Below are 20,054 nucleotides of genomic sequence, written 5' to 3' on the forward strand. Positions count from 1 at the left end.
CCGCGAATCGGAAAAATGGAAAATCAGTTGCGCTCGATGCGGGGATCGAACATCGTCTGCAGCGCGTCCACGATCAGGTTCAGCAGCACGAAGAACACGGCCAGCACGAGGATGGTCCCCTGCAGCAGCGGGAAGTCGCGCTGGAAGATCGCCGAATTCAGCAGGAAACCCGTGCCCGGCCACGAGAACACGGTCTCGATCAGGATCGAGCCGCCGAGCAGGTAGCCGAGCTGCAGGCCCATGACCGACAGCGCGGTGGGCGCGACGTTCTTGACCACATGGCGGAATACGGCGAGGTCCGACAGGCCGCGCGCGCGCAGGCCGACGATGAACTCGTTGGAGAGAATTTCCGCCACCAGCGCGCGGATCGTGCGCGCGACGATGCCCATCGGGATCACCGACATCGTGATGGCGGGCAGCAGCATGTACTGGAAGTGCTCCCAGTCCCACGCCCAGTCGCCCGAGCCGCCGGGACCCGCGCCGGTCGCGGGCAGCCAGCCCAGCAGCACCGAGAATGCGATGACGAGCACCATGCCGAGCCAGTAGTGCGGGATGCTGACGCCGAGCACGGACAGGAACGAGGCCACGCGGTCCGACACGGAGTCGCGCATATAGCCCGCGACGAAGCCGAACAGGCAGCCGAACGTGAAGCCGATGAGCGTGGCCACCGAGGCCAGGCGGATCGAGTTGATCACCGCTGTCGACACTTCGCTCATCACGGGCCGGTTCGTCGCGATGGACGTGCCGAGGTCGCCGTGCAGTGCACGCAGCAGCCAATGGAAAAACTGTTCGAGGAAGGGCTTGTCGAAGCCGTACAGCGCGGTCAGCTGGCGGCGGAGCTCTTCCGAGGCATCGGGAGGCAGCACCGACACGAGCGGGTCACCGGGCGCGATATGGACCAGCGAGAAGCACAGCAGAGCCACGCCGAGCAGGATCGGCAGCGCGTAGAGGAGGCGGCGGAGCAGATAGATCATCGTGGGGCCATATCGTTATGTTCTGGTGCGGCCCCTCTCCGCGAAGAGAGGGGCCAGGGGGTGAGGCAGGGTCAATCCATCGACATCGTGGCGATATCGATGAACCAGCTCTGCGGCTGCACCACGCCCTTGACCTTCTTCGAGATCGCGCGCGGGCCGACGTCGTGCGCGATCAGCACGAACGGCGACTCCTCGACGATGCGCGCATGCAGCTTGGCCAGCGCGGCGTCGCGGCCCTTCTCGTCGAACGAGGTGCGGGCGTTCTCGATCAGCTTGTCGAACTCGGCGTTACCGAAGTAACCCCAGTTGTTCGAGACCGGCGGCTGGGTCTTGGTGCTCACGAAGCGGACCATCGCGAAGAACGGGTCCATGGCCGCGAAGCTCACGTTGATCGCGTTGGCGCCATGCGCGCTCGGATCCTTCGCGCCGATACGCCAGTTCGTGAACAGCGTGTTCCATTCCACGACGTCGAAGTCCACGTCGAAGAAGCACTCCTTCAGGTTCTGCTGCACGTACTCGTTCATCGGCAGCGGCTGCATCTGGCCCGAGCCCGATGCCGACACCTGTACCTTGACCTTCACCGGCTTGGCGGCCGAGTAGCCGGCTTCCGTCATCAGCTTGCGCGCGGCGTTCGGGTCGTACTTGATGTCGAACTTGGGGTTGCCCCACCACGGGTTGCCCGGTTCGACGATGCCCTTGGCTTCGGCCATGTAGCCGCCCAGCAGCGTCTTGAGGCCCGCGCGGTTCACGCAGAGGTTCGCGGCTTCACGCACGCGCTTGTCGAGCCACGGCGAGTTTGGCGCGAACGACAGCTGCCACGGCCACATATGGGGCTGGGCGTTGGCGTACACCTCGAAGCCGCGGCTCTTGATCTGCGCGATGGCATCGGGGGCCGGTGCCTCGATCCAGTCCACCTGGCCCGACAGCAGCGCGGCGGTACGCGCGTTGGCTTCCGGCATCGGCACCATCACGACCTTGTCGATCTTGGGCACGCGCTTCGGGTCCCAGTAGCTGGCGTTCTTCGCGAGCTCCAGGCGTTCGCGCGGGACGAAGCGCGTCATCTTGAACGGGCCCGTGCCCGAGGCGTCCGCCGCGAACGCGACCCATGCCTGCTTGCTGCGCTCGGCGGCGTCGGTCACCGAGGCCGGCACGGCGGCCAGCTTCTTCTCCCACTGCGTGGGCGACGCCATGAACAGGTTCGACAGGTTGTACGGCAGGAACGAGTCCGGCTCCGACGTCACGAGCTCGACGGTCATGTCGTCGATCTTCTTCGCGCTGCGCAGCGTGGGCATGCGCGAGGCCGTCACGCCGACCTGGCTCGGGTCGAACTGCTTGGCGGTCTTGTCGAGGACCTTGTTGACGTTCCACACCACGGCGTCGGCATTGAACGCGGAGCCGTCGTGGAACTTCACGCCGGGACGCAGCTTGAACGTCCACTTGGTCTTGTCCTTGTCATCGACCTTCCACTCGGTGGCCAGGCCCGGAATCAGCAGGCTCGGACCGTTGCTCTTGGAGAGGTCCCATGCGGTCAGCGCGTCGTACATCGGGATGCCGGTGAACCGGTTTCCCTCGAAGCCCTGATCGGGCTGGCCGAGCGTGCGCGGGATATCGGCGGCGGTCATGCCGATGCGCAGCGTCTTCTCAGCGGCCGCGGCCACGCCGGGCAGTGCGAGCGCGCAGAAGGCAAGCGCGGCGGCCGTCGTGGCGACGATCGTGCGGATACCGGAGGGGAAACCTTTCGCGTGGGAGGACGGATGGTGGTTCACAGGCAGAGCTCCTGAGGGTGGGGAAGGGCGTGCCTTGGAGCTAGCAAGTCATGTGCCACGTGCGTCGGTACCGATGGTCTGCTTCTTGCTGACGGACAGAGCCTGCGGGCATTCGACGCCCGACCTCACCGACACAGAGAACTCACATGGACACCCTTCACACCCCACGCATCAATGGCGCACGACTGTGGCAATCGCTGATGGACCTCGGCGCGCTCGGCGCCACGCCCAAGGGCGGCGTCTGCCGCATCGCGCTGACCGAGGAAGACAAGCTCGGCCGTGACCTGGTGGTGCGCTGGTGCCGCGAGGCGGGCCTCGCTATCCGCGTGGACGAGATCGGCAACGTGTTCGCGCGCCGTGCGGGAAGCGATCCGGCGGCGGCCGCCGTGGCCACCGGCAGCCATATCGACACGCAGCCGTCGGGCGGCAAGTTCGACGGCAACTTCGGCGTGCTGGCGGGCCTCGAGGTCATGCGCACGCTCAACGACCTTGGCGTGGTCACGCGCGCGCCGCTGGAAGTGGCCATCTGGACCAACGAGGAGGGCACGCGCTTCACGCCCGTGATGATGGGCTCGGGCGTGTTTGCTGGCGTGTTCGACGCGGGCTTCGCGCGCGAACAGGCGGACCGCGCGGGCGTGACCGTGGGCGATGCGCTCGACGCCATCGGCTACCGCGGCGCGCAGCCGGCCGGCGACGTGCCCGGCGGGATGTATGCCGCGTATTTCGAGGCGCATATCGAGCAGGGCCCGGTGCTGGAGGCGGCTGGGCTGCCCATCGGCGTCGTGTCCGGCGCGCTGGGCCAGCAGTGGTACGACGTGGTGGTGACGGGGCAGGACGCCCACGCGGGCCCCACGCCGCTGGCGCTGCGCCATGACGCGATGCTGGCCGCCGCGCGCATGGTGGAAGCCGTCAACCGCATCGCGCGAGACGAGGCGCCGCATGGGCGCGGCACCGTGGGCTACCTCGAGGTCAAGCCCAACTCGCGCAACGTGATTCCGGGCCGCGTGGACTTCGCGGTGGACTTCCGCAACCTGTCGCAGGACGGGCTGGACCGCATGGATGCCGCGATGCGCGCGGCGTTCGCGGGCATTGCCGAGGCGGCCGCCGTGCAGGTGGAAATCCGCCAGGTGGTGAAGTTCGAGCCGTGCGTGTTCGCGCCCGAATGCGTGGAGGCCGTGCGCAAGGCTTCGGCGCTGCTGGGCCTGCCGAGCATGGACGTGGTCAGCGGCGCGGGGCACGACGCGGTGTACGTGGCGCAGCGCGCGCCGACGGGCATGATCTTCGTGCCGTGCAAGGACGGCATCAGCCACAACGAGCTGGAGGACGCGCTGCCCGAGCATATCGAGGCGGGCGCCAACGTCCTGCTGCAGGCGATGCTGACCGTAGCGGGCTGACCCTGGCGGGAAGGGGCGAGACGCCCCTTTTATCCCGCCCTCAGTGTCCGATCGAGCGGGAAATCGCCCACGCGCATTCCACGACGAGGGGCCCCAGCTTCCGCTGCGCCTCCTCCATCGTCCACCGGCTGACCGGCGGCGACACATGCACGGCCCCCACCGCAATGCCCTGGCTGTTGATGATCGGCGCGCCAACGCCCATATCGCCGAGAAACAGCTCCTCTTCGTTGTACGCATACCCCACGCTCCGGCACGCCACGACGCGGGAAAATATCGTCTCCACATCCGTGAGCGTCGCCGGCGTGCGCGCATGCCGCGTGGACGCCTCCAGCATCGCGCGCACCTGCGCATCGGGCAGCGTGCTCAGGTAGGCGCGGCCCGAGCTCGTGCAGTACATCGGAATGCGCATGCCCACGGGCGTCAGCACGGGCATGTGCTTGGCGGTCATGAGCTGCGCCACGTAGACCATATCGAGCCCCACGGGCTCCGTGAGGTTCGCGGTCTCGCCGCTGGCATTGGCCAGCTGCGACAGATACGGGCTGGCGATCGGAATCAGCGCATCGGCGGACAGGTAGTTGTAGCCGATCTCCATGACCTTCGGCGTCAGGCGAAAGCGCCGCGTCTGCGGATGCTTGTCGACGTAGCCAAGCTGCTCGAGCGTATGCACGGTGCGTTGGGCAGAGCTTTTGGTCATGCCGGTGAGCGACGCGAGTTCCACGAGCGTCAGGGTGCGATGCACGGCGGTGAACGCGCGCAATGCCTCGAGACCTTTCTCGAGGGACTGGTTGAAGAGCGGATCGGGCCGTTCGGACATGACGAAGCCATCGACAGAAAAAGGGCACCAACGTCGTGACCCGCTGCACCACGATGGGACCGTATTGCACCAAGATATGTGCGTATCGATCATCGATACGATGCGGGTCCCTGACCTTAGCGAGTTCAATGCCTGCGCCCCGTGGATCGTGGCTTCCTCCGCGTAAACCCTGATAAAACTCCGTCTTGTGCCCAGTGAAATATCACACTAGTATCACAACAACTTAAGACACACCGCAGCGATCCAATGACGCGTCCCATCCGACTGGTAGCGAACGACACCGCCGACGCGAGCGAAGCCAGGCTTCCGCTCACGCCCGCCCAGAGCGGGGCGGCCATGCGCGAGCAGGCGTATATCGAGATCAAGCGCCGGATCATCGCGTGCGAGTTCCGCCCCGGCGAGCCGCTCAACGAGGCGCAGGTGGCCAACCTGCTGGGGCTGGGCCGCACGCCCGTCCATCAGGCGCTGCATCGGCTGGAGGTGGAGGGCCTCGTCCAGATCCTGCCGCGCAAGGGCATTCTCGTGACGCCGCTGTCGCTGAACGACGTGCTCGACATGATCGAAGTGCGCGCGACCAACGAGGTGCTGTGCGCCACGCTGGCCTGCGAGCGCGGACACGACAGCGATTTCAAGGCGATGCGCGACATCGTGGACCGCTCGCCGGACCTGATCGCGCGCCGGGACATTCCCGCGCTGGCCTCGCTGGACCTCAAGTTCCATACCGCCATGTCGGCCGCATCGCGCAATCGCGTGCTGGCCGACCTGCTGCGCAGCCTGCACGAGAAGCAGGCGCGCTTCTGGTTCCTCTCGCTGTCCGACCCGCAGCACCTCGAGAACGTCTATCAGGAACATCTGGAGATCGTGGACGGACTCGAGCGCCGGGATATCCCGGCCGTGCGCGAGGCGATCCGCGAGCATATCGACGAATTCCGGAAGAACATCATCCGGACACTCTGAACGACCCACTCTTTCGCAACAGGATTCACGCAATGCCGACACTGCAATTCCAGGTAGCCGGCGGGGGCGCACTCGCCCTCGACATCGAACGACTGATCATCGCCGGCTGGACCGGCCGCGACGCGGACGCGGTGCAACACCACATCAAGGAACTCCAGGACATCGGCGTGAAGCCGCCCTCGACCGTCCCTTGCTTCTACCCGCTGGCCGCCTCGCTGCTGACCACGAGCGACGTCCTCGAAGTGCCGCGCGACGACTCGTCGGGCGAGACCGAGTTCGTGCTGCTGCAGGGCCAGGATGCGCTGTATATCGGCATCGGCTCGGACCATACCGACCGCAAGGTCGAGGCGTACGACGTCACGGTCTCCAAGCAGATGTGCGGCAAGCCCGTCGGCCGCGAAGTGTGGCGCTTCGACGAGGTGGCCGATCACTGGGACAGCCTCGAGATGCGCTGCTGGCGCGTGCGCGACGGCAAGCGCGCGCTGTATCAGGAAGGCAAGGTCACGCGCCTGCTGGACCCGCGCGACCTCGTCCAGCGGCTGACCGGCGAGGACGCGCTGCCCCCTGGCACCGCGATGTTCTGCGGCACGCAGGCCGTGATCGGCGAGCTGGGCCACGGTGAAGCGTTCGAGGTCGAACTGCATGACCCCGTGCGCAACCGCACGCTGCGCCACGCGTACCGCGTGGAAAGCCTGGCCGTCGCGGACTGACGCGCGGGCAACACCCATCATCACGAGGCTCATCAAGGGAACGACATGGACCACACGTCTACGATCGCCGCGCTTGCGGCCGAACTCGCGGCAGGCCGCACGAGCAGCGTCGCGCTGACCGAAGCCGCGCTCGCGCGCATCCAGCAGCATCAGCAGGCCGGTGGCACCGCCTTTATGCAGGTGGATGCGGAAGGCGCGCTTGCCGCGGCCCGCGCGGCCGACCAGGCGCGCGTGGCGGGGCTCGTGGCCTCGCCGCTGGCGGGGTTGCCGGTTTCGATCAAGGATCTGTTCGACGTGCGGGGCCAGGTCACGCGCTCGGGCTCGAAGGCACTGTCGGGCGAGCCCGCCACGGCCGATGCGCCGGCCGTGGCGCGTCTGCGCGCGGCCGGGGCCGTGCTGATCGGCCGGACCAATATGAGCGAGTTCGCGTTCTCGGGCCTCGGCCTCAATCCGCATTACGGCACGCCGCGCACGCCGCTGGACCCCGAGCGTATTTCCGGCGGGTCCACGTCGGGCGGTGCGGTGAGCGTGGCGGAAGGCATGGCCGTGGCCGCGCTCGGTACCGACACGGGCGGTTCCATCCGCATTCCGTCGGCATTCTGTGGGCTCACCGGCTTCAAACCGACGGCGAAGCGCGTGCCGCTGGATGGCGCGGTGCCGTTGTCCACGTCGCTCGATTCGGCCGGCCCGCTCGCGCGTTCGGTCGCCTGCTGCGCGGCAGTGGATGCGGTGCTGTCGGGCGAGACGCTCGATACGCGCCCGGCCACGCTGGCGGGGCTGCGCCTGTATGTGACGCGCGATTTCGTATGCGATGGCCTCGACGACGACGTGGCGCAGGCGTTCGATGCCGCGCTGGCAAAGCTGTCGTCGCTGGGCGCGCAGATTGTGCCATTTGCATTTCCGGCACTGCGCAGGCTGCCCGAGATCAATGCCGCGGGCGGTCTGACCGCCGCCGAAGCGTGGCAATGGCACAAGCAGCTGCTGGCCGAGCGCGGCGATCAGTACGATCCGCGCGTGGCCATGCGCATCCGCCGCGGCGAGAAGCTGAGCGCCGCCGACTATATCGAGTTGCTGGTCGCGCGCCGCGGCATGCAGGCGGAGGCCGCGTACATCCTGCGCGATGCCGACGCGTGGCTGATGCCGACGGTCGCCGTGCGTCCGCCGCGGCTCGATGCGCTGCAGACCGACGAGGCGTTCTTCGCCACCAACGGCCTCGTGCTGCGCAATGCCAGCGTGATCAACTTCCTCGACGGCTGCGCCGCGTCGCTGCCGCTGGGGCAGGCGGCCGGACTGGGAATCGGCCTCGGCGTGTGCGGCCTGCACGGGCAGGATGCGCGCGTGCTGCAGGTGGCCGGCGCCATCGAGGCCGCGTTGTAACGGTTCCCGCAACGCTCCAGCACAGCGTTCGCCCATCTGTCGCCCGAGGGCCGCGCCAATGTAGCGCGGCCCCGCGTACCACACCAAGGAGTTGAAACAATGTCTTCCACGTTAGCCGGCGCCCCGGGCGTCGCCGACGGGCTGCCGCCCGCCGAACTCGCCCGGCAGCGCAACGACGCGTACCGCAAGATCACGGTCCGCCTGATTCCGTTCCTCGTCTTCCTGTTCATCCTCGCCTGGATCGACCGCGTCAACGTCGGTTTCGCCAAGCTCCAGATGCTGCAGGACCTGCAGTTCAGCGAAGCCGTCTATGGCTTCGGCGCGGGCATCTTCTTTATCGGCTACTTCCTGTTCGAAGTGCCGAGCAACCTGCTGCTCGAGAAGATCGGCGCGCGCAAGACGCTCGCGCGCATCACCATCCTGTGGGGCCTGGCCTCGATGGCGATGATCTTCGTCAAGACGCCGACGCAGTTCTATGCGCTGCGCTTCCTGCTCGGTATCTTCGAGGCTGGCTTCTTTCCTGGCGTGGTGCTGTACCTCACGTACTGGTTCCCGGCCGAGCGCCGCGCGCGCATCAACGGCCTGTTCATGACCTCGTTCGCGATCGCGGGCGTGGTGGGCGGCCCGCTGGCCGGTTTCATCATGACCACGATGGACAATGTGGATGGCCTCGCCAACTGGCAATGGCTGTTCGTGATCGAGGGCATTCCGTCGGTGCTGGCCGGTATCGCCGTGCTGATGTACCTGCCGGAGAAGCCCGTCAACGCCAAATGGCTCACCGCCGCCGAGCAGACGCTGGTCACGCGCGACGTGGAAGCGGAGGCCCGCGACCCGGCCAAGCATTCGTCGCTGCGCGACGCGTTCTCCAACTCGCGGGTGTGGATCTGCGCGGCCATTTACTTCTGCGTGGTCAGCGGCAACGCGACCATCGCGTTCTGGTCGCCGTCCATCATCAAGGAGCTGGGCGTTCAGGGCAACCTGCAGATCGGCCTCGTCTCGGCGATTCCGTTTATCGCCGGCACGATCGCGATGGTGCTCAACGGCATCCACTCCGACCGCTCGGGTGAACGCCGCATGCACTGCGCGATGGCCACGCTGCTGGCAGCCGCGGGGCTGACGATGACGGGCATGTTCCTGCAGAGCGCGACGCTGGCGCTCTGCGCGCTGACCATCGCGTCCATCGGCATCCTCGCCGCCTTCCCGGTGTTCTGGTCGCTCCCGTCGGCCTTTCTGGCCGGCACGGCAGCGGCGGGCGGCATCGCGCTGATCAACTCGATCGGCAACCTGGCCGGGTTCGTGGCGCCGTACATGATCGGCTGGTTCAAGACGACCACGGGCCAGCTGTCGTCGGGCCTGTACTTCGTCGCCGCACTGGAAGCCTGCGCCACGGTGCTGGTACTGGCGTTCATCCGCGTGAAACGGTGATCGAGCGGGGAGGGGACTGGATTCCCCTCCCGCGTTGCGCTACAATCCGCAGCCTCGTTTTCGGCCATGTGGCACAGGCCAGCGAGACAGGGACTGCGAGGGTGGCGAAATTGGTAGACGCACCAGGTTTAGGTCCTGACGCCAGCAATGGTGTAGGGGTTCGAGTCCCCTCCCTCGCACCAAAATCCTCCAGAATCCTCCTGAATCCTCCTGAATCGGTTCTGCATCCCTTCCGAATCCTCTTCGGATTCTCTGCGCCCACGAACCGGGGTGCGCCCACGAACCGGGGTGCGCCCACGAACATATCGCGGCGCCGACTTGCGGTAACGTTACGTTCGTGTCTTCTTTTCTGAGCCCGGCCATGACCACGACGCTTCGCTCGATCGGGATGTTTCGTCTGATGTTCTGGGGCTGTGCGGCGGCCATTCTCGTGCTGGCGCTGTTGCCCCCGTCGACGCCGATGCCCACGACCGGGTGGGACAAGTCGAATCATATGCTCGCGTTTGGCACGCTGGCGGTGCTGGGGTCGCGCGCCTGGCCGGGGCGGATGTGGGGGATTTTGCTCGGGCTCATCGCGTATGGCGTGCTGATCGAGATTCTCCAGAGCTTGACACCCTACCGCGATGCCGATGCGATCGATGTGGTGGCCGATACGATCGGGGCGTTGATCGGGTTTGGCGTCAACGCCCTGATGGCGCGCTTTGGCGCGCGGTCCGCCTAGCTGTCCAGCGATTCCAGCGTAAACGACGCCCCGTCGTCCTGTCCTAGCATTTCCACGAGTTTAGGCAGCGCAGCCTCGAGGTCGGCCTTCAGGGTCCACGGCGGGTTGATCACGAACATGCCGCTGCCGTGCAGTCCGAGGCCGCCAGGAACCGGGTGCTTGACGGTCAGCGACGCATGGACCCAGCTCTTGACCGGCAGGCGCTTCAGTTGCTCGGGCAACTGCGTCGACTCGCGGCGCTGTACCTGCGGATACCAGACCGCATACATGCCCGTGGCAAAGCGCTGCAGGCCGTCCTGCACCGCGCGCACGGTGCGCGCGTAGTCGTTCTTGTCTTCGTAGGCGGGGTCGATCAGCACCAGCGCGCGGCGCGGCGGTGGCGGCAGGATGGCCTTGAGGCCTTCGAAGCCGTCCGCGTCATAGAGCATGACTCGGCGGCCCGCGCCGCGGAAGTTGTCGCGCAGGACCTGGATCTCGGTCGGATGCAGCTCGAACAGCCGCAGGCGGTCGGCATCGCGCAGCATCTGCCATGCGAGCCAAGGCGAGCCCGGATAATGGTTGAGTTCGCCGTCGGGGTTCAGTTCGTCCACCTGCTCGAGATAGGCCTCGAGCATCGCCGGCAGTTCCTCTTCCGATTCCCATAGCGGCCCGATGCCGGTCTCGAACTCGGCGTTCTTCTGCGCGTAGGCATGTTCCAGCGAGTACCGCCCGGCGCCCGCCTGCGTATCCACGTACCAGAACGGCTTGTCCTTGCGCGTCAGATAGTCGAGCAACTGCACGACGATCGCGTGCTTGAGCACATCGGCGTGGTTGCCGGCATGGAAGGCGTGGCGGTAGCTGAACATGGCATAAGCGGGCGGACGCGGCGTCGGCGATCGCCCGGGGCGGGGCACAAGGGGCCGCTATGCTACCATCCGCCGCCCCCGATTCCCTCAATGGAAAGCGATAATCGCGCCCATGCCGCGTGCTCTCGAGCCTGCCGAGCCGATCGTTGACGGTGACGGCACCCCCTATTCCCCACGCTACGGCGACGTGTATCACAGCAGCCGTGGCGGCCTCGCGCAGGCGCATCACGTGTTCCTGGGCGGCAACGGGCTGCCCGAACGCTGGCGCGACCGCCGGCAGTTCGTGATCGTCGAGACCGGTTTCGGGCAGGGGCTCAATTTCCTGGCGACGTGGCAGGCCTGGCGTGACGATCCGCAGCGCTGCGGTCGGCTGCATTTCGTCTCCATCGAGAAACATCCATTTACGCGCGACGGTCTGCGGCAGCTGCACGCGGGGCTTGGCGCATTGTTGCCGCTGGCCACCACGTTGCAGGCCGCCTGGCCCGACGTGTTGCCGGGGCTGCACCGGCTCGAATTCGAGGGCGGGGCGGTGACGCTGACGCTGGCGTTCGGCGATGCGGAGGCGCTGCTGCCCAGGCTGGCCGTGGGCGCCGATGCGTTCTATCTCGACGGGTTCTCGCCGTCGCGCAACAGCGATATGTGGTCCGACACGGTGTTTCGCGGCCTGTCGCGGCTGGCGCGCGCGGATGCGACGCTGGCGACGTACACGGCCGCGGGCTTCGTGCGGCGCGGGTTGCAGGCGGTGGGATTCGCGGTGCGCAAGGTACCGGGATTCGGTGGCAAGCGCGATATGACCGTGGCGCGGTTCGCGCCCGCCTGGAAGACGCGCCGCCATGCGCCGCCCGCGGCGGCATCATGGCCCGAACGGCATGCGATCGTGATCGGGGCGGGGCTCGCGGGATGCGCGGTGACCGAGCGGCTGGCCACGCGCGGCTGGCGGGTGACGCTGATCGATCGCCATGCGGGGCCGGCGCGGCAGACGTCCGCGCATCGGGCGGCGGCGATGCATCCGCATGTGTCGAGCGACGACAGCCTGCTGTCGCGGCTGTCGCGGGCGGGCAATCTCTACGCGTTGCGCGCGTGGGAGGCGCTGGCCGCGGCCGGGCATCCCGTGGGGTGGCATGGCTGCGGTGTGCTGCATGTCGGCGAGGACGCGGCGGACAACGCGGCGCAGCATGCCGCGCTGGCGGCGCTGGGCTTTCCGGAGTCGTTCGCGCGCTGGATGCCGGCCGAGGAGGCCGCTGCCGTGCATGGCGCGGCGGTGCCGGCCGGCGGGCTGTGGTTCGCGCAGGGCGGCTGGGTCGCGCCGCCCGATATCTGCGCGGCGCAACTCGCCCACGCGGGCCCGGCCGTGACCGCGCGCTTCGGCTGCGAAGCCGCGCGCCTCGCCCGCGTGCCCGCACCGCGCGGCCCCTCGGTGGACGCGGTGGACACGGAGGACACCGTGCCGGACTGGTGGCAGGTGCTCGCCGCCGACGGCAGCGTCATCGCCTCCGCGCCGGTCCTCGTGCTGGCCAACGCCTACGAGGCCGGGCAGCTCGTGCCGTCGGCCTACCGCGAGCTCCGGCGCGTGCGCGGACAACTGACGGACCTGCCGGCCGACGCGATAACGGCGCTCGGCAGCTGGCCCGACTGCGTGGTCACGGGCAACGGCTACCTGCTGCCGCGCGCCGAAGACGGCAGCGCGCGCGTGGGATCGAGCTACGACGCCGACGACGGGCCACTGGTCGCGCGGCCCGAAGTCCACGCGGACAACCTCGCGCGCGCGGCCGCGCTGCTGCCCGAACATGCCGGCAGACTCGCCACGATGGACCCGAAGCAACTCGATGGCTACGTCGGCGTCCGCACGGTCACGCACAATCGCCTCCCGCTGATCGGCCACCTGCCAGACGAGGCGCAGGCCCTCGCCCATGCCGCCGCGCTGCGCGGCGCGCACCTGCGCGATCTGCCGCGCCTGCCGGGGCTGTACGCGGCCCTTGCGTTCGCCTCGCGCGGCCTCACATGGGCCGCACTGGCCGGCGAACTCGTCGCAAGCCAGATCGAGGGCGAACCGCTGCCAGTGGAGAGCGACCTGGCCGACGCCGTCGATCCCGCGCGCCTGCTGCTGCGCGCATTGCGCCACGGGCAGGCCCCGGCCGCCACGGGCGTGGCCGGCGAGGGCGCGGATTCCCGGTCAGGGTAAAAACTGCCGGAAGCGGATCGAAATCATGCGATAATCCGCGTTTTCCGTCCGCACGGAGCCCGCCGGATGCGTATCTGGGGCCGTCGATGATCGACCCCGAAATTGGCGCCATCCCGGAAATTGGGTGCACGTGAGCCGGACGTGAAGTAGGCAGAGACAACAACATTTCTGGATTGGATCAACGACCATGTCGAACGTCATTGAAAATCTCGGCAAGCTGGACCGCAAGGTGACCCTGGCCATCCCCAAGGCTGAAGTGCAGAAGGAAACGCAGGAACGCCTGGTTCGCCTGTCGAAGACGGTGAAGATGTCCGGCTTCCGCCCGGGCAAGGTGCCGATGAAGATGGTCGAGAAGCAGTACGGCCAGCAGGTCGAGTTCGAAGTCCGCTTCGACAAGGCCGCACGCGCCTTCTTCGACATCACCCAGGCGCAGGACGTCAAGGTGGCCGGCCAGCCCAAGTTCGACCTGAAGACCGACGGCGTCGCTGACGACGAAGTGGCCTTCGAGGCAACGTTCGAGGTGTATCCGGAAGTCAAGATCGGCGAACTGACCGGCGCCGAAGTGACCCGCACGAAGACCGAGATCGGCGACGCCGAGATCGACAAGACCGTGGACATCCTGCGCAAGCAGCGCGTGCACTACCACGTGCGCGGCGAAGCCGGTGACCATGGCGACGGTGGCAGCGATGTCGCCGCCAAGAATGGCGACCGCGTGACCGTGGACTTCGTGGGCAAGATCGACGGCGTGGAATTCGCCGGCGGCAAGGCCGAAGATTTCGCGTTCGTGCTCGGCGAAGGCCGCATGCTGCCCGAGTTCGAAGCCGCCGCCATCGGCCTGAAGGTCGGTGAGAGCAAGACCTTCCCGCTCGCGTTCCCGGCCGACTACCACGGCAAGGAAGTGGCCGGCAAGACCGCCGAATTCACGATCACGCTGAAGCGCGTCGAGTGGGCCCACATGCCCGAAGTGAACGACGAATTCGCGAAGTCGCTCGGCATCGCCGACGGCAGCGTCGAGAAGATGCGCGCCGACATCCGTGAAAACCTCGAGCGCGAAGTCAAGCGCCGCACGCACGCCATGCTGAAGGACGAAGTCATGGAAGCGCTGATCAAGGTGAGCGAACTGGACGTGCCGAAGGCCCTGGTGGACCAGGACAAGGAACGCCTGGTCGAAATGGCCCGCCGCGACCTCGAGCAACGTGGCATGCCGAACGCCAAGGACATGCCGATTCCGGCCGACATGTTCACCCAGCAGGCCGAGCGCCGCGTGAAGCTGGGCCTGATCCTGGCCGAGATCGTCAAGGCCAACAGCCTGCAGGCCAAGCCCGAGCAGATCAAGGCCGAAATCGAGGACTTCGCGAAGAGCTACGAAGACCCGAAGGAAGTCATGCGCTGGTACTACGGCGACCAGCAGCGCCTGGCCGAAATGGAAGCCTACGTGCTCGAAAACAACGTGGTAAATTTCGTGTGCGAGAAGGCCAAGGTCACGGACAAGACGGTGTCGTTCGAGGAACTGACCGCCGAGTCGAATCCGCAACAAGCTTGATTCGGGCCTGATTCGCGTGAAGCGGCCGGCAAGGGTTTGGCCGGGGTTGAAAACCCCCGGCAGGGACCCAAGCTGGCCGTCATCCCCTGAATACCTGGAGAACCTGCATGACCCGCAATGATTTGCTAGACCGTCTGGCCACGACGCAGGCTTCGGCCCTGGAGACGCAGGGTCTCGGGCTGGTGCCGATGGTGGTCGAGCAGTCCGGCCGCGGCGAGCGCGCGTACGATATCTACTCGCGCCTGCTCAAGGAACGCGTGGTGTTCATGGTTGGCGAGGTGAACGACCAGACCGCGAATCTGGTCGTGGCGCAATTGCTGTTCCTCGAGAGCGAGAATCCCGACAAGGACGTGTCGCTCTACATCAATTCGCCGGGTGGCTCCGTTTCCGCGGGCCTCGCCATCTACGACACGATGCAGTTCATCAAGCCGGACGTGCAGACGCTGTGCATGGGCATGGCAGCGAGCATGGGCGCGTTCCTGCTGGCCGCCGGTGCCAAGGGCAAGCGGTCCGCGCTGCCGAACTCGCGCATCATGATCCATCAGCCGCTCGGCGGCGCGCGTGGCCAGGCCTCGGATATCGAGATCCAGGCGCGCGAGATCCTGTACCTGCGCGAACGCCTCAACAGCATCCTGTCCGAAGTGACGGGCCAGCCCGTGGAGAAAATCGCGCGCGATACCGATCGCGACAACTTCATGAGCGGCGACCAGGCGGTGGATTACGGCCTGATCGACAAGGTCATCGCGCGGCGCGGTTGAGCGCGCGTCGGCCAGCCTACCTTGGAACGAGGCCATGTGCCTCGTTTTTTGCTTTCAAGCAACACCGGTCGGCCCAATTGTTTTGGCGTATGATGCGTTTCATGCGTTTCCCGCGGAGGCCAGCCCGGCTCCGTGTGGCCACACTGCTAATGTGACTGAATCCTATGGCGGACAAAAAGAGTTCTTCCAGTGAAAAGCTTCTGTACTGCTCGTTCTGCGGCAAGAGCCAGCACGAGGTCAAGAAGCTGATCGCGGGCCCGTCGGTCTTCATCTGCGATGAATGCATCGACCTCTGCAACGAGATCATCCGCGACGAGGCAGCCGCGTCCGAAAAGGACGCCGCTGCCGCTACCCGTTCCGACCTGCCGACCCCGCACGAGATTCGCGAGAGCCTCGACCAATACGTGATCGGTCAGGAACAGGCCAAGAAGATCCTGGCCGTGGCGGTGTACAACCACTACAAGCGCCTGAAGCACCTCGGCAAGAAGGACGACGTCGAGCTGTCGAAGAGCAACATCCTGCTGATCGGCCCGACCGGTTCCGGCAAGACGCTGCTCGCCCAGACGCTGGCCCGCCTGCTCAACGTGCCGTTCGTGATCGCCGACGCGACCACGCTGACGGAAGCCGGCTATGTCGGCGAGGACGTCGAGAACATCATTCAGAAGCTGCTGCAGAACTGCAACTACGAAGTCGAGAAGGCGCAGCGCGGCATCGTCTATATCGATGAAATCGACAAGATTTCGCGCAAATCGGACAATCCGTCCATCACGCGCGACGTGTCGGGCGAGGGCGTGCAGCAGGCGCTGCTGAAGCTGATCGAAGGCACGATGGCTTCGGTGCCCCCGCAGGGCGGCCGCAAGCACCCGAATCAGGACTTCCTGCAGGTCGATACGACGAACATCCTGTTTATCTGCGGCGGTGCGTTCGATGGTCTGGAGAAGGTCATCATGCAGCGTTCGGACAAGACCGGCATCGGCTTTGCCGCGCAGGTCCAGAGCAAGGAAGAGCGTGACGTCAGCGAGGTGCTGCCGCAGACCGAACCCGAGGATCTGATCAAGTTCGGCCTGATTCCGGAACTCATCGGGCGTCTGCCGGTAGTGGCAACGCTGGCCAAGCTGGACGAAGCCGCGCTGATGCAGATCCTGGTCGAGCCGAAGAACGCGCTGGTCAAGCAGTACCAGAAGCTGCTGGCGATGGAAGGCGTGGAGCTGGAGATTCGTCCGGCCGCGCTGTCCGCGATCGCCCGCAAGGCCATCCGCCGCAAGACGGGTGCCCGCGGCCTGCGTTCGATCCTCGAACAGTCCCTGATGGACGTCATGTACGACCTGCCGAACTACAAGGGTGTGCACAAGGTGGTGATCGACGAAAACACGATCACCGGCGACGCGCCGCCGCTGCTGATCTACGAAGAACCGCAGCAGCCCAAGGTAGCCGGCTCGAACTGAGGGACGCGAATCGATGCCCATGTCGTCCGAGTGGTGGATGCCAGACCGGCGATAAATTCAAGGAGCCGTTCGCGTCGAAGCGAGCGGCTTTTTTTCTTCATTTCAAACGACGAACGGGAGCAAACGCGGGTATGCTGTTCAGGAGCGGGTCGCAAGTGCAGGGTGAGGCATGTGACGGAAATGCTTTTTTCGGCATATTGTTTTCTTGCACCGAAATCGATGATAGCTGTCTTGTAATCGATTCCCGCGGCCCTATTTACGCCTTAAATGACTGACTGGGGAAAATGATGTCCGGAACACAACTCCTCCCGGCTGAGCCGATTCGCCTCCCACTGTTGCCCCTGCGCGACGTGGTGGTGTTTCCGCACATGGTGATCCCGCTGTTCGTGGGTCGCCCGAAGTCCATCAAGGCGCTTGAGACTGCGATGGAGTCGGGCAAGAGCATCATGCTCGTGGCCCAGAAGACGGCGGCGAAAGACGAGCCGACGGCCGATGACCTCTACGAGGTCGGCTGCATCGCCAATATCCTGCAGATGCTGAAGCTGCCCGACGGTACCGTGAAGGTGCTGGTCGAGGGTACCCAGCGTGCGAACATCACCGAAGTGAGCGAGGACGACTCGCACTTCATGTGCGAAGCCGTGCCCGTGCCGCCCGCACCGGTCGAAAGCGCCGAAACCGAGGCCCTGCGCCGCGCGATCGTGTCGCAGTTCGACCAGTACGTGAAACTCAACAAGAAGATCCCGCCCGAGATCCTGACGTCGCTGTCGGGTATCGACGAAGCCGGCCGCCTGGCCGACACGATCGCCGCGCATCTGCCGATCAAGCTCGAGCAGAAGCAGAAGATCCTCGAGATGGTCAATGTGACCGAGCGTCTCGAGAGCCTGCTGTCGCAGCTCGAAGGCGAGATCGACATCCTGCAGGTGGAAAAGCGCATCCGTGGCCGCGTCAAGCGCCAGATGGAGAAGTCCCAGCGCGAGTACTACCTGAACGAGCAGGTCAAGGCCATCCAGAAGGAACTGGGCGAAGGCGAAGAGGGCGCTGACCTCGAGGAACTCGACAAGCGCATCAAGGCTGCCCGGATGCCCAAGGAGGCCAAGAAGAAGGCCGACGCCGAGTTCAAGAAGCTCAAGCTGATGTCGCCGATGTCCGCGGAAGCGACCGTCGTGCGCAACTACATCGACACGCTGGTCAACCTGCCGTGGCGCAAGAAGAGCAAGGTCAACAACGACCTTGCGAACGCCGAGCGCGTGCTGGATGAAGACCACTACGGCCTCGAGAAGGTGAAGGAACGCATTCTCGAGTACCTCGCGGTGCAACAGCGCGTGGACAAGGTGAAGGCGCCGATCCTGTGCCTGGTCGGGCCCCCCGGTGTGGGCAAGACCTCGCTGGGCCAGTCGGTGGCGCGCGCGACGAACCGCAAGTTCGTGCGCATGGCACTGGGTGGCGTGCGGGACGAGGCCGAGATCCGCGGCCACCGCAGGACCTATATCGGCTCCATGCCGGGCAAGATCCTGCAGAGCCTGTCGAAGGTCGGCGTACGCAATCCGCTCTTCCTGCTCGACGAAATCGACAAGATGGGCATGGATTTCCGTGGCGACCCGTCGTCGGCGCTGCTCGAGGTGCTGGACCCGGAACAGAACCATACGTTCCAGGACCACTACATCGAGGTCGACTTCGATCTGTCGGATGTGATGTTCGTGGCGACGTCGAACTCGCTGAACATTCCGCCGCCGCTGCTGGACCGGATGGAAGTGATTCGCCTCTCGGGTTACACCGAGGACGAGAAGGTCAACATCGCCGAGCGTTACCTGCTGCCCAAGCAGATCAAGAACAACGGTCTGAAGGTGGGCGAGATCGAGGTGACCGACGCGGCGATTCGCGACATCATCCGCTACTACACGCGGGAAGCCGGTGTGCGTTCGCTGGAACGCGAGGTCTCCAAGATCGCGCGCAAGGTGGTCAAGCTGCTGCTGCTGAAGAAGGAGTCGGGCTCGGTGAAGGTGGATTCCGAGAACCTCGACAAATTCCTCGGCGTGCGCAAGTACGACTTCGGTCTTGCGGGCAAGGAGAACCAGGTGGGCCAGGTGACCGGTCTGGCGTGGACGGAAGTGGGCGGCGATCTGCTGACCATCGAAGCCGCGATCATGCCGGGCAAGGGCAACATCACGCGTACGGGTTCGCTCGGTGACGTGATGAAGGAATCGGTCGAGGCCGCGCGCTCCGTGGTACGTTCGCGGGCACGTCGTCTGGGCATCACGGACGAGATGTTCGAGAAGCGCGACATCCACATCCACGTGCCGGAAGGCGCGACGCCGAAGGATGGTCCGTCGGCGGGCGGTGCGATGACGACGGCGCTGGTGTCGGTGCTGACCGGTATTCCGGTGCGTGCCGATGTCGCGATGACGGGCGAGATCACGCTGCGCGGCGAAGTGCTGCCGATTGGCGGTCTCAAGGAGAAGCTGCTGGCGGCCCATCGTGGCGGTATCAAGCTGGTGCTGATTCCGGAAGAGAACGTCAAGGACCTCGCCGAGATTCCTGACAACGTGAAGAACGCGATCGAGATCGTGCCGGTGCGGTGGATCGACAAGGTGCTGGAGCTCGCGCTCGAGCGCAAGCCCGAGCCGCTGCCCGAGGAAGTGGAGAAGCCTGCCGATGTGGCGGACAAGTCCAAGTCCACGGTCGAGATGACGCATCACTGATCGCGCATCGCCGAAGACGAGAAACGCCACGGGAAACCGTGGCGTTTTTTCTTGTGCGCAAGGCTTGGCAAATCGCAAACACCTGGATTACAATCGCGGCCTCGCAACGCAAACAGCGGCAATCGAAGCAGTACCTGCCGAGCCGTGCGAAGCGAGATTGACTCGTGTCACGCATGCGGGTGCTTAGCTCAGTTGGTAGAGCGGCGCCCTTACAAGGCGTAGGTCGGGGGTTCGAGCCCCTCAGCACCCACCACCGCTGCGTTGCATGGGTACCGATTCAGGAGTGGTAGTTCAGTTGGTTAGAATACCGGCCTGTCACGCCGGGGGTCGCGGGTTCGAGCCCCGTCCACTCCGCCAGTTTCAAGAAAACACCCGCGACAGCGGGTGTTTTTCTTTATGCGGAGTGGAGGGGGGGGGGGGGGGGGGGGGGGGGGCGGGGGGGGG

At 65.8% G+C, this 20,054-nt stretch carries 15 protein-coding genes and 3 tRNA genes; 14 read left to right on the forward strand and 4 right to left on the reverse strand.

Annotated elements, in window-relative coordinates:
* Nucleotides 1-23: 23 nt before the first annotated feature.
* Both AAHB16_RS25690 and AAHB16_RS25695 read right to left on the reverse strand, forming a co-directional pair.
* Entirely contained in the window at nucleotides 24-974 is a 951-nt protein-coding gene (locus AAHB16_RS25690; RefSeq protein WP_150371488.1) for an ABC transporter permease, read from the reverse strand.
* 71 nt (nucleotides 975-1,045) lie between these two features.
* Nucleotides 1,046-2,740, reverse strand: a complete 1,695-nt coding sequence (locus tag AAHB16_RS25695; RefSeq protein ID WP_411859811.1) for an ABC transporter substrate-binding protein — start codon at nucleotides 2,738-2,740, stop codon at nucleotides 1,046-1,048.
* Between the two features lie 146 nt (nucleotides 2,741-2,886).
* Between AAHB16_RS25695 and AAHB16_RS25700 the strand changes: the two genes are divergently transcribed.
* Nucleotides 2,887-4,134 (forward strand): Zn-dependent hydrolase, encoded by a 1,248-nt coding sequence (locus AAHB16_RS25700; RefSeq protein WP_342052334.1) that lies wholly within the window; start codon nucleotides 2,887-2,889, stop codon nucleotides 4,132-4,134.
* A gap of 40 nt (nucleotides 4,135-4,174) precedes the next feature.
* Here the strand turns inward: AAHB16_RS25700 and AAHB16_RS25705 are convergent, their stop codons facing one another.
* Nucleotides 4,175-4,948 carry an IclR family transcriptional regulator gene (locus AAHB16_RS25705; RefSeq protein WP_342052335.1) on the reverse strand — a complete coding sequence of 258 codons (774 nt, stop codon included), beginning with the start codon at nucleotides 4,946-4,948 and terminating at the stop codon, nucleotides 4,175-4,177.
* A gap of 246 nt (nucleotides 4,949-5,194) precedes the next feature.
* Here AAHB16_RS25705 and AAHB16_RS25710 point away from each other — a divergent pair, with 246 nt between their 5' ends.
* The 6 genes from AAHB16_RS25710 to AAHB16_RS25735 all read left to right on the forward strand — a co-directional run bounded on the left by AAHB16_RS25710 (nucleotide 5,195) and on the right by AAHB16_RS25735 (nucleotide 10,138).
* Nucleotides 5,195-5,905, forward strand: coding sequence for a GntR family transcriptional regulator (locus tag AAHB16_RS25710; protein WP_150371493.1), 711 nt, complete (start codon nucleotides 5,195-5,197; stop codon nucleotides 5,903-5,905).
* 32 nt (nucleotides 5,906-5,937) lie between these two features.
* Nucleotides 5,938-6,615 carry a DUF2848 domain-containing protein gene (locus tag AAHB16_RS25715; protein ID WP_150371495.1) on the forward strand — a complete coding sequence of 226 codons (678 nt, stop codon included), beginning with the start codon at nucleotides 5,938-5,940 and terminating at the stop codon, nucleotides 6,613-6,615.
* A 45-nt stretch (nucleotides 6,616-6,660) separates the two neighbouring features.
* Nucleotides 6,661-7,992, forward strand: a complete 1,332-nt coding sequence (locus AAHB16_RS25720; RefSeq protein ID WP_342052336.1) for an amidase — start codon at nucleotides 6,661-6,663, stop codon at nucleotides 7,990-7,992.
* Between the two features lie 99 nt (nucleotides 7,993-8,091).
* Nucleotides 8,092-9,417: an MFS transporter gene (locus AAHB16_RS25725; protein ID WP_150371499.1), complete on the forward strand. Its 1,326-nt coding sequence runs from the start codon at nucleotides 8,092-8,094 to the stop codon at nucleotides 9,415-9,417.
* A gap of 95 nt (nucleotides 9,418-9,512) precedes the next feature.
* A tRNA-Leu gene (locus AAHB16_RS25730) sits at nucleotides 9,513-9,599 on the forward strand.
* Nucleotides 9,600-9,778: 179 nt separating this feature from the next.
* Nucleotides 9,779-10,138: a VanZ family protein gene (locus AAHB16_RS25735; protein ID WP_150371500.1), complete on the forward strand. Its 360-nt coding sequence runs from the start codon at nucleotides 9,779-9,781 to the stop codon at nucleotides 10,136-10,138.
* On the opposite strand, the gene AAHB16_RS25740 is transcribed toward AAHB16_RS25735, so the two are convergent.
* The gene (locus tag AAHB16_RS25740; RefSeq protein WP_150371502.1) at nucleotides 10,135-10,983 is read right to left on the reverse strand and encodes a 23S rRNA (adenine(2030)-N(6))-methyltransferase RlmJ; all 849 of its coding nucleotides are present in this window, start codon (nucleotides 10,981-10,983) and stop codon (nucleotides 10,135-10,137) included. The two genes, AAHB16_RS25735 and AAHB16_RS25740, sit on opposite strands and share 4 nt — an antisense overlap.
* 112 nt (nucleotides 10,984-11,095) lie before the next feature.
* On the opposite strand from AAHB16_RS25740, the gene mnmC reads away from it, so the two are divergent.
* The 7 genes from mnmC to AAHB16_RS25775 all read left to right on the forward strand — a co-directional run bounded on the left by mnmC (nucleotide 11,096) and on the right by AAHB16_RS25775 (nucleotide 19,967).
* Nucleotides 11,096-13,165, forward strand: a complete 2,070-nt coding sequence (mnmC, locus tag AAHB16_RS25745; RefSeq protein ID WP_342052337.1) for a bifunctional tRNA (5-methylaminomethyl-2-thiouridine)(34)-methyltransferase MnmD/FAD-dependent 5-carboxymethylaminomethyl-2-thiouridine(34) oxidoreductase MnmC — start codon at nucleotides 11,096-11,098, stop codon at nucleotides 13,163-13,165.
* A 187-nt stretch (nucleotides 13,166-13,352) separates the two neighbouring features.
* Entirely contained in the window at nucleotides 13,353-14,708 is a 1,356-nt protein-coding gene (tig, locus tag AAHB16_RS25750; RefSeq protein ID WP_150371506.1) for a trigger factor, read from the forward strand.
* Between the two features lie 107 nt (nucleotides 14,709-14,815).
* Nucleotides 14,816-15,466 (forward strand): ATP-dependent Clp endopeptidase proteolytic subunit ClpP, encoded by a 651-nt coding sequence (gene clpP, locus AAHB16_RS25755; RefSeq protein ID WP_150371508.1) that lies wholly within the window; start codon nucleotides 14,816-14,818, stop codon nucleotides 15,464-15,466.
* Nucleotides 15,467-15,630: 164 nt separating this feature from the next.
* The gene (gene clpX / locus AAHB16_RS25760) at nucleotides 15,631-16,911 is read left to right on the forward strand and encodes an ATP-dependent Clp protease ATP-binding subunit ClpX (protein ID WP_150371510.1); all 1,281 of its coding nucleotides are present in this window, start codon (nucleotides 15,631-15,633) and stop codon (nucleotides 16,909-16,911) included.
* 287 nt (nucleotides 16,912-17,198) lie between these two features.
* Nucleotides 17,199-19,610 (forward strand): endopeptidase La, encoded by a 2,412-nt coding sequence (gene lon, locus AAHB16_RS25765; RefSeq protein ID WP_150371512.1) that lies wholly within the window; start codon nucleotides 17,199-17,201, stop codon nucleotides 19,608-19,610.
* A 177-nt stretch (nucleotides 19,611-19,787) separates the two neighbouring features.
* Nucleotides 19,788-19,863 (forward strand) — tRNA-Val (locus tag AAHB16_RS25770).
* 27 nt (nucleotides 19,864-19,890) lie between these two features.
* Nucleotides 19,891-19,967 (forward strand) — tRNA-Asp (locus AAHB16_RS25775).
* Nucleotides 19,968-20,054 lie beyond the last annotated feature (87 nt).

The organism is Cupriavidus sp. OTU4054, assembly GCF_038440175.1.
GTDB classification, from domain to species: Bacteria; Pseudomonadota; Gammaproteobacteria; order Burkholderiales; family Burkholderiaceae; genus Cupriavidus; species Cupriavidus pauculus_D.

Bases quoted from the DNA above. Each gene is read 5' to 3' on its own strand.
- clpX (WP_150371510.1), top strand. From the start codon at position 15,631: ATGGCGGACAAAAAGAGTTCTTCCAGTGAAAAGCTTCTGTACTGCTCG.
- AAHB16_RS25690 (WP_150371488.1), bottom strand. From the start codon at position 974: ATGATCTATCTGCTCCGCCGCCTCCTCTACGCGCTGCCGATCCTGCTC.
- AAHB16_RS25720 (WP_342052336.1), top strand. From the start codon at position 6,661: ATGGACCACACGTCTACGATCGCCGCGCTTGCGGCCGAACTCGCGGCA.
- clpP (WP_150371508.1), top strand. From the start codon at position 14,816: ATGACCCGCAATGATTTGCTAGACCGTCTGGCCACGACGCAGGCTTCG.
- AAHB16_RS25735 (WP_150371500.1), top strand. From the start codon at position 9,779: ATGACCACGACGCTTCGCTCGATCGGGATGTTTCGTCTGATGTTCTGG.
- AAHB16_RS25725 (WP_150371499.1), top strand. From the start codon at position 8,092: ATGTCTTCCACGTTAGCCGGCGCCCCGGGCGTCGCCGACGGGCTGCCG.
- lon (WP_150371512.1), top strand. From the start codon at position 17,199: ATGTCCGGAACACAACTCCTCCCGGCTGAGCCGATTCGCCTCCCACTG.
- mnmC (WP_342052337.1), top strand. From the start codon at position 11,096: ATGCCGCGTGCTCTCGAGCCTGCCGAGCCGATCGTTGACGGTGACGGC.
- AAHB16_RS25740 (WP_150371502.1), bottom strand. From the start codon at position 10,983: ATGTTCAGCTACCGCCACGCCTTCCATGCCGGCAACCACGCCGATGTG.
- AAHB16_RS25700 (WP_342052334.1), top strand. From the start codon at position 2,887: ATGGACACCCTTCACACCCCACGCATCAATGGCGCACGACTGTGGCAA.
- tig (WP_150371506.1), top strand. From the start codon at position 13,353: ATGTCGAACGTCATTGAAAATCTCGGCAAGCTGGACCGCAAGGTGACC.
- AAHB16_RS25710 (WP_150371493.1), top strand. From the start codon at position 5,195: ATGACGCGTCCCATCCGACTGGTAGCGAACGACACCGCCGACGCGAGC.
- AAHB16_RS25705 (WP_342052335.1), bottom strand. From the start codon at position 4,948: ATGTCCGAACGGCCCGATCCGCTCTTCAACCAGTCCCTCGAGAAAGGT.
- AAHB16_RS25715 (WP_150371495.1), top strand. From the start codon at position 5,938: ATGCCGACACTGCAATTCCAGGTAGCCGGCGGGGGCGCACTCGCCCTC.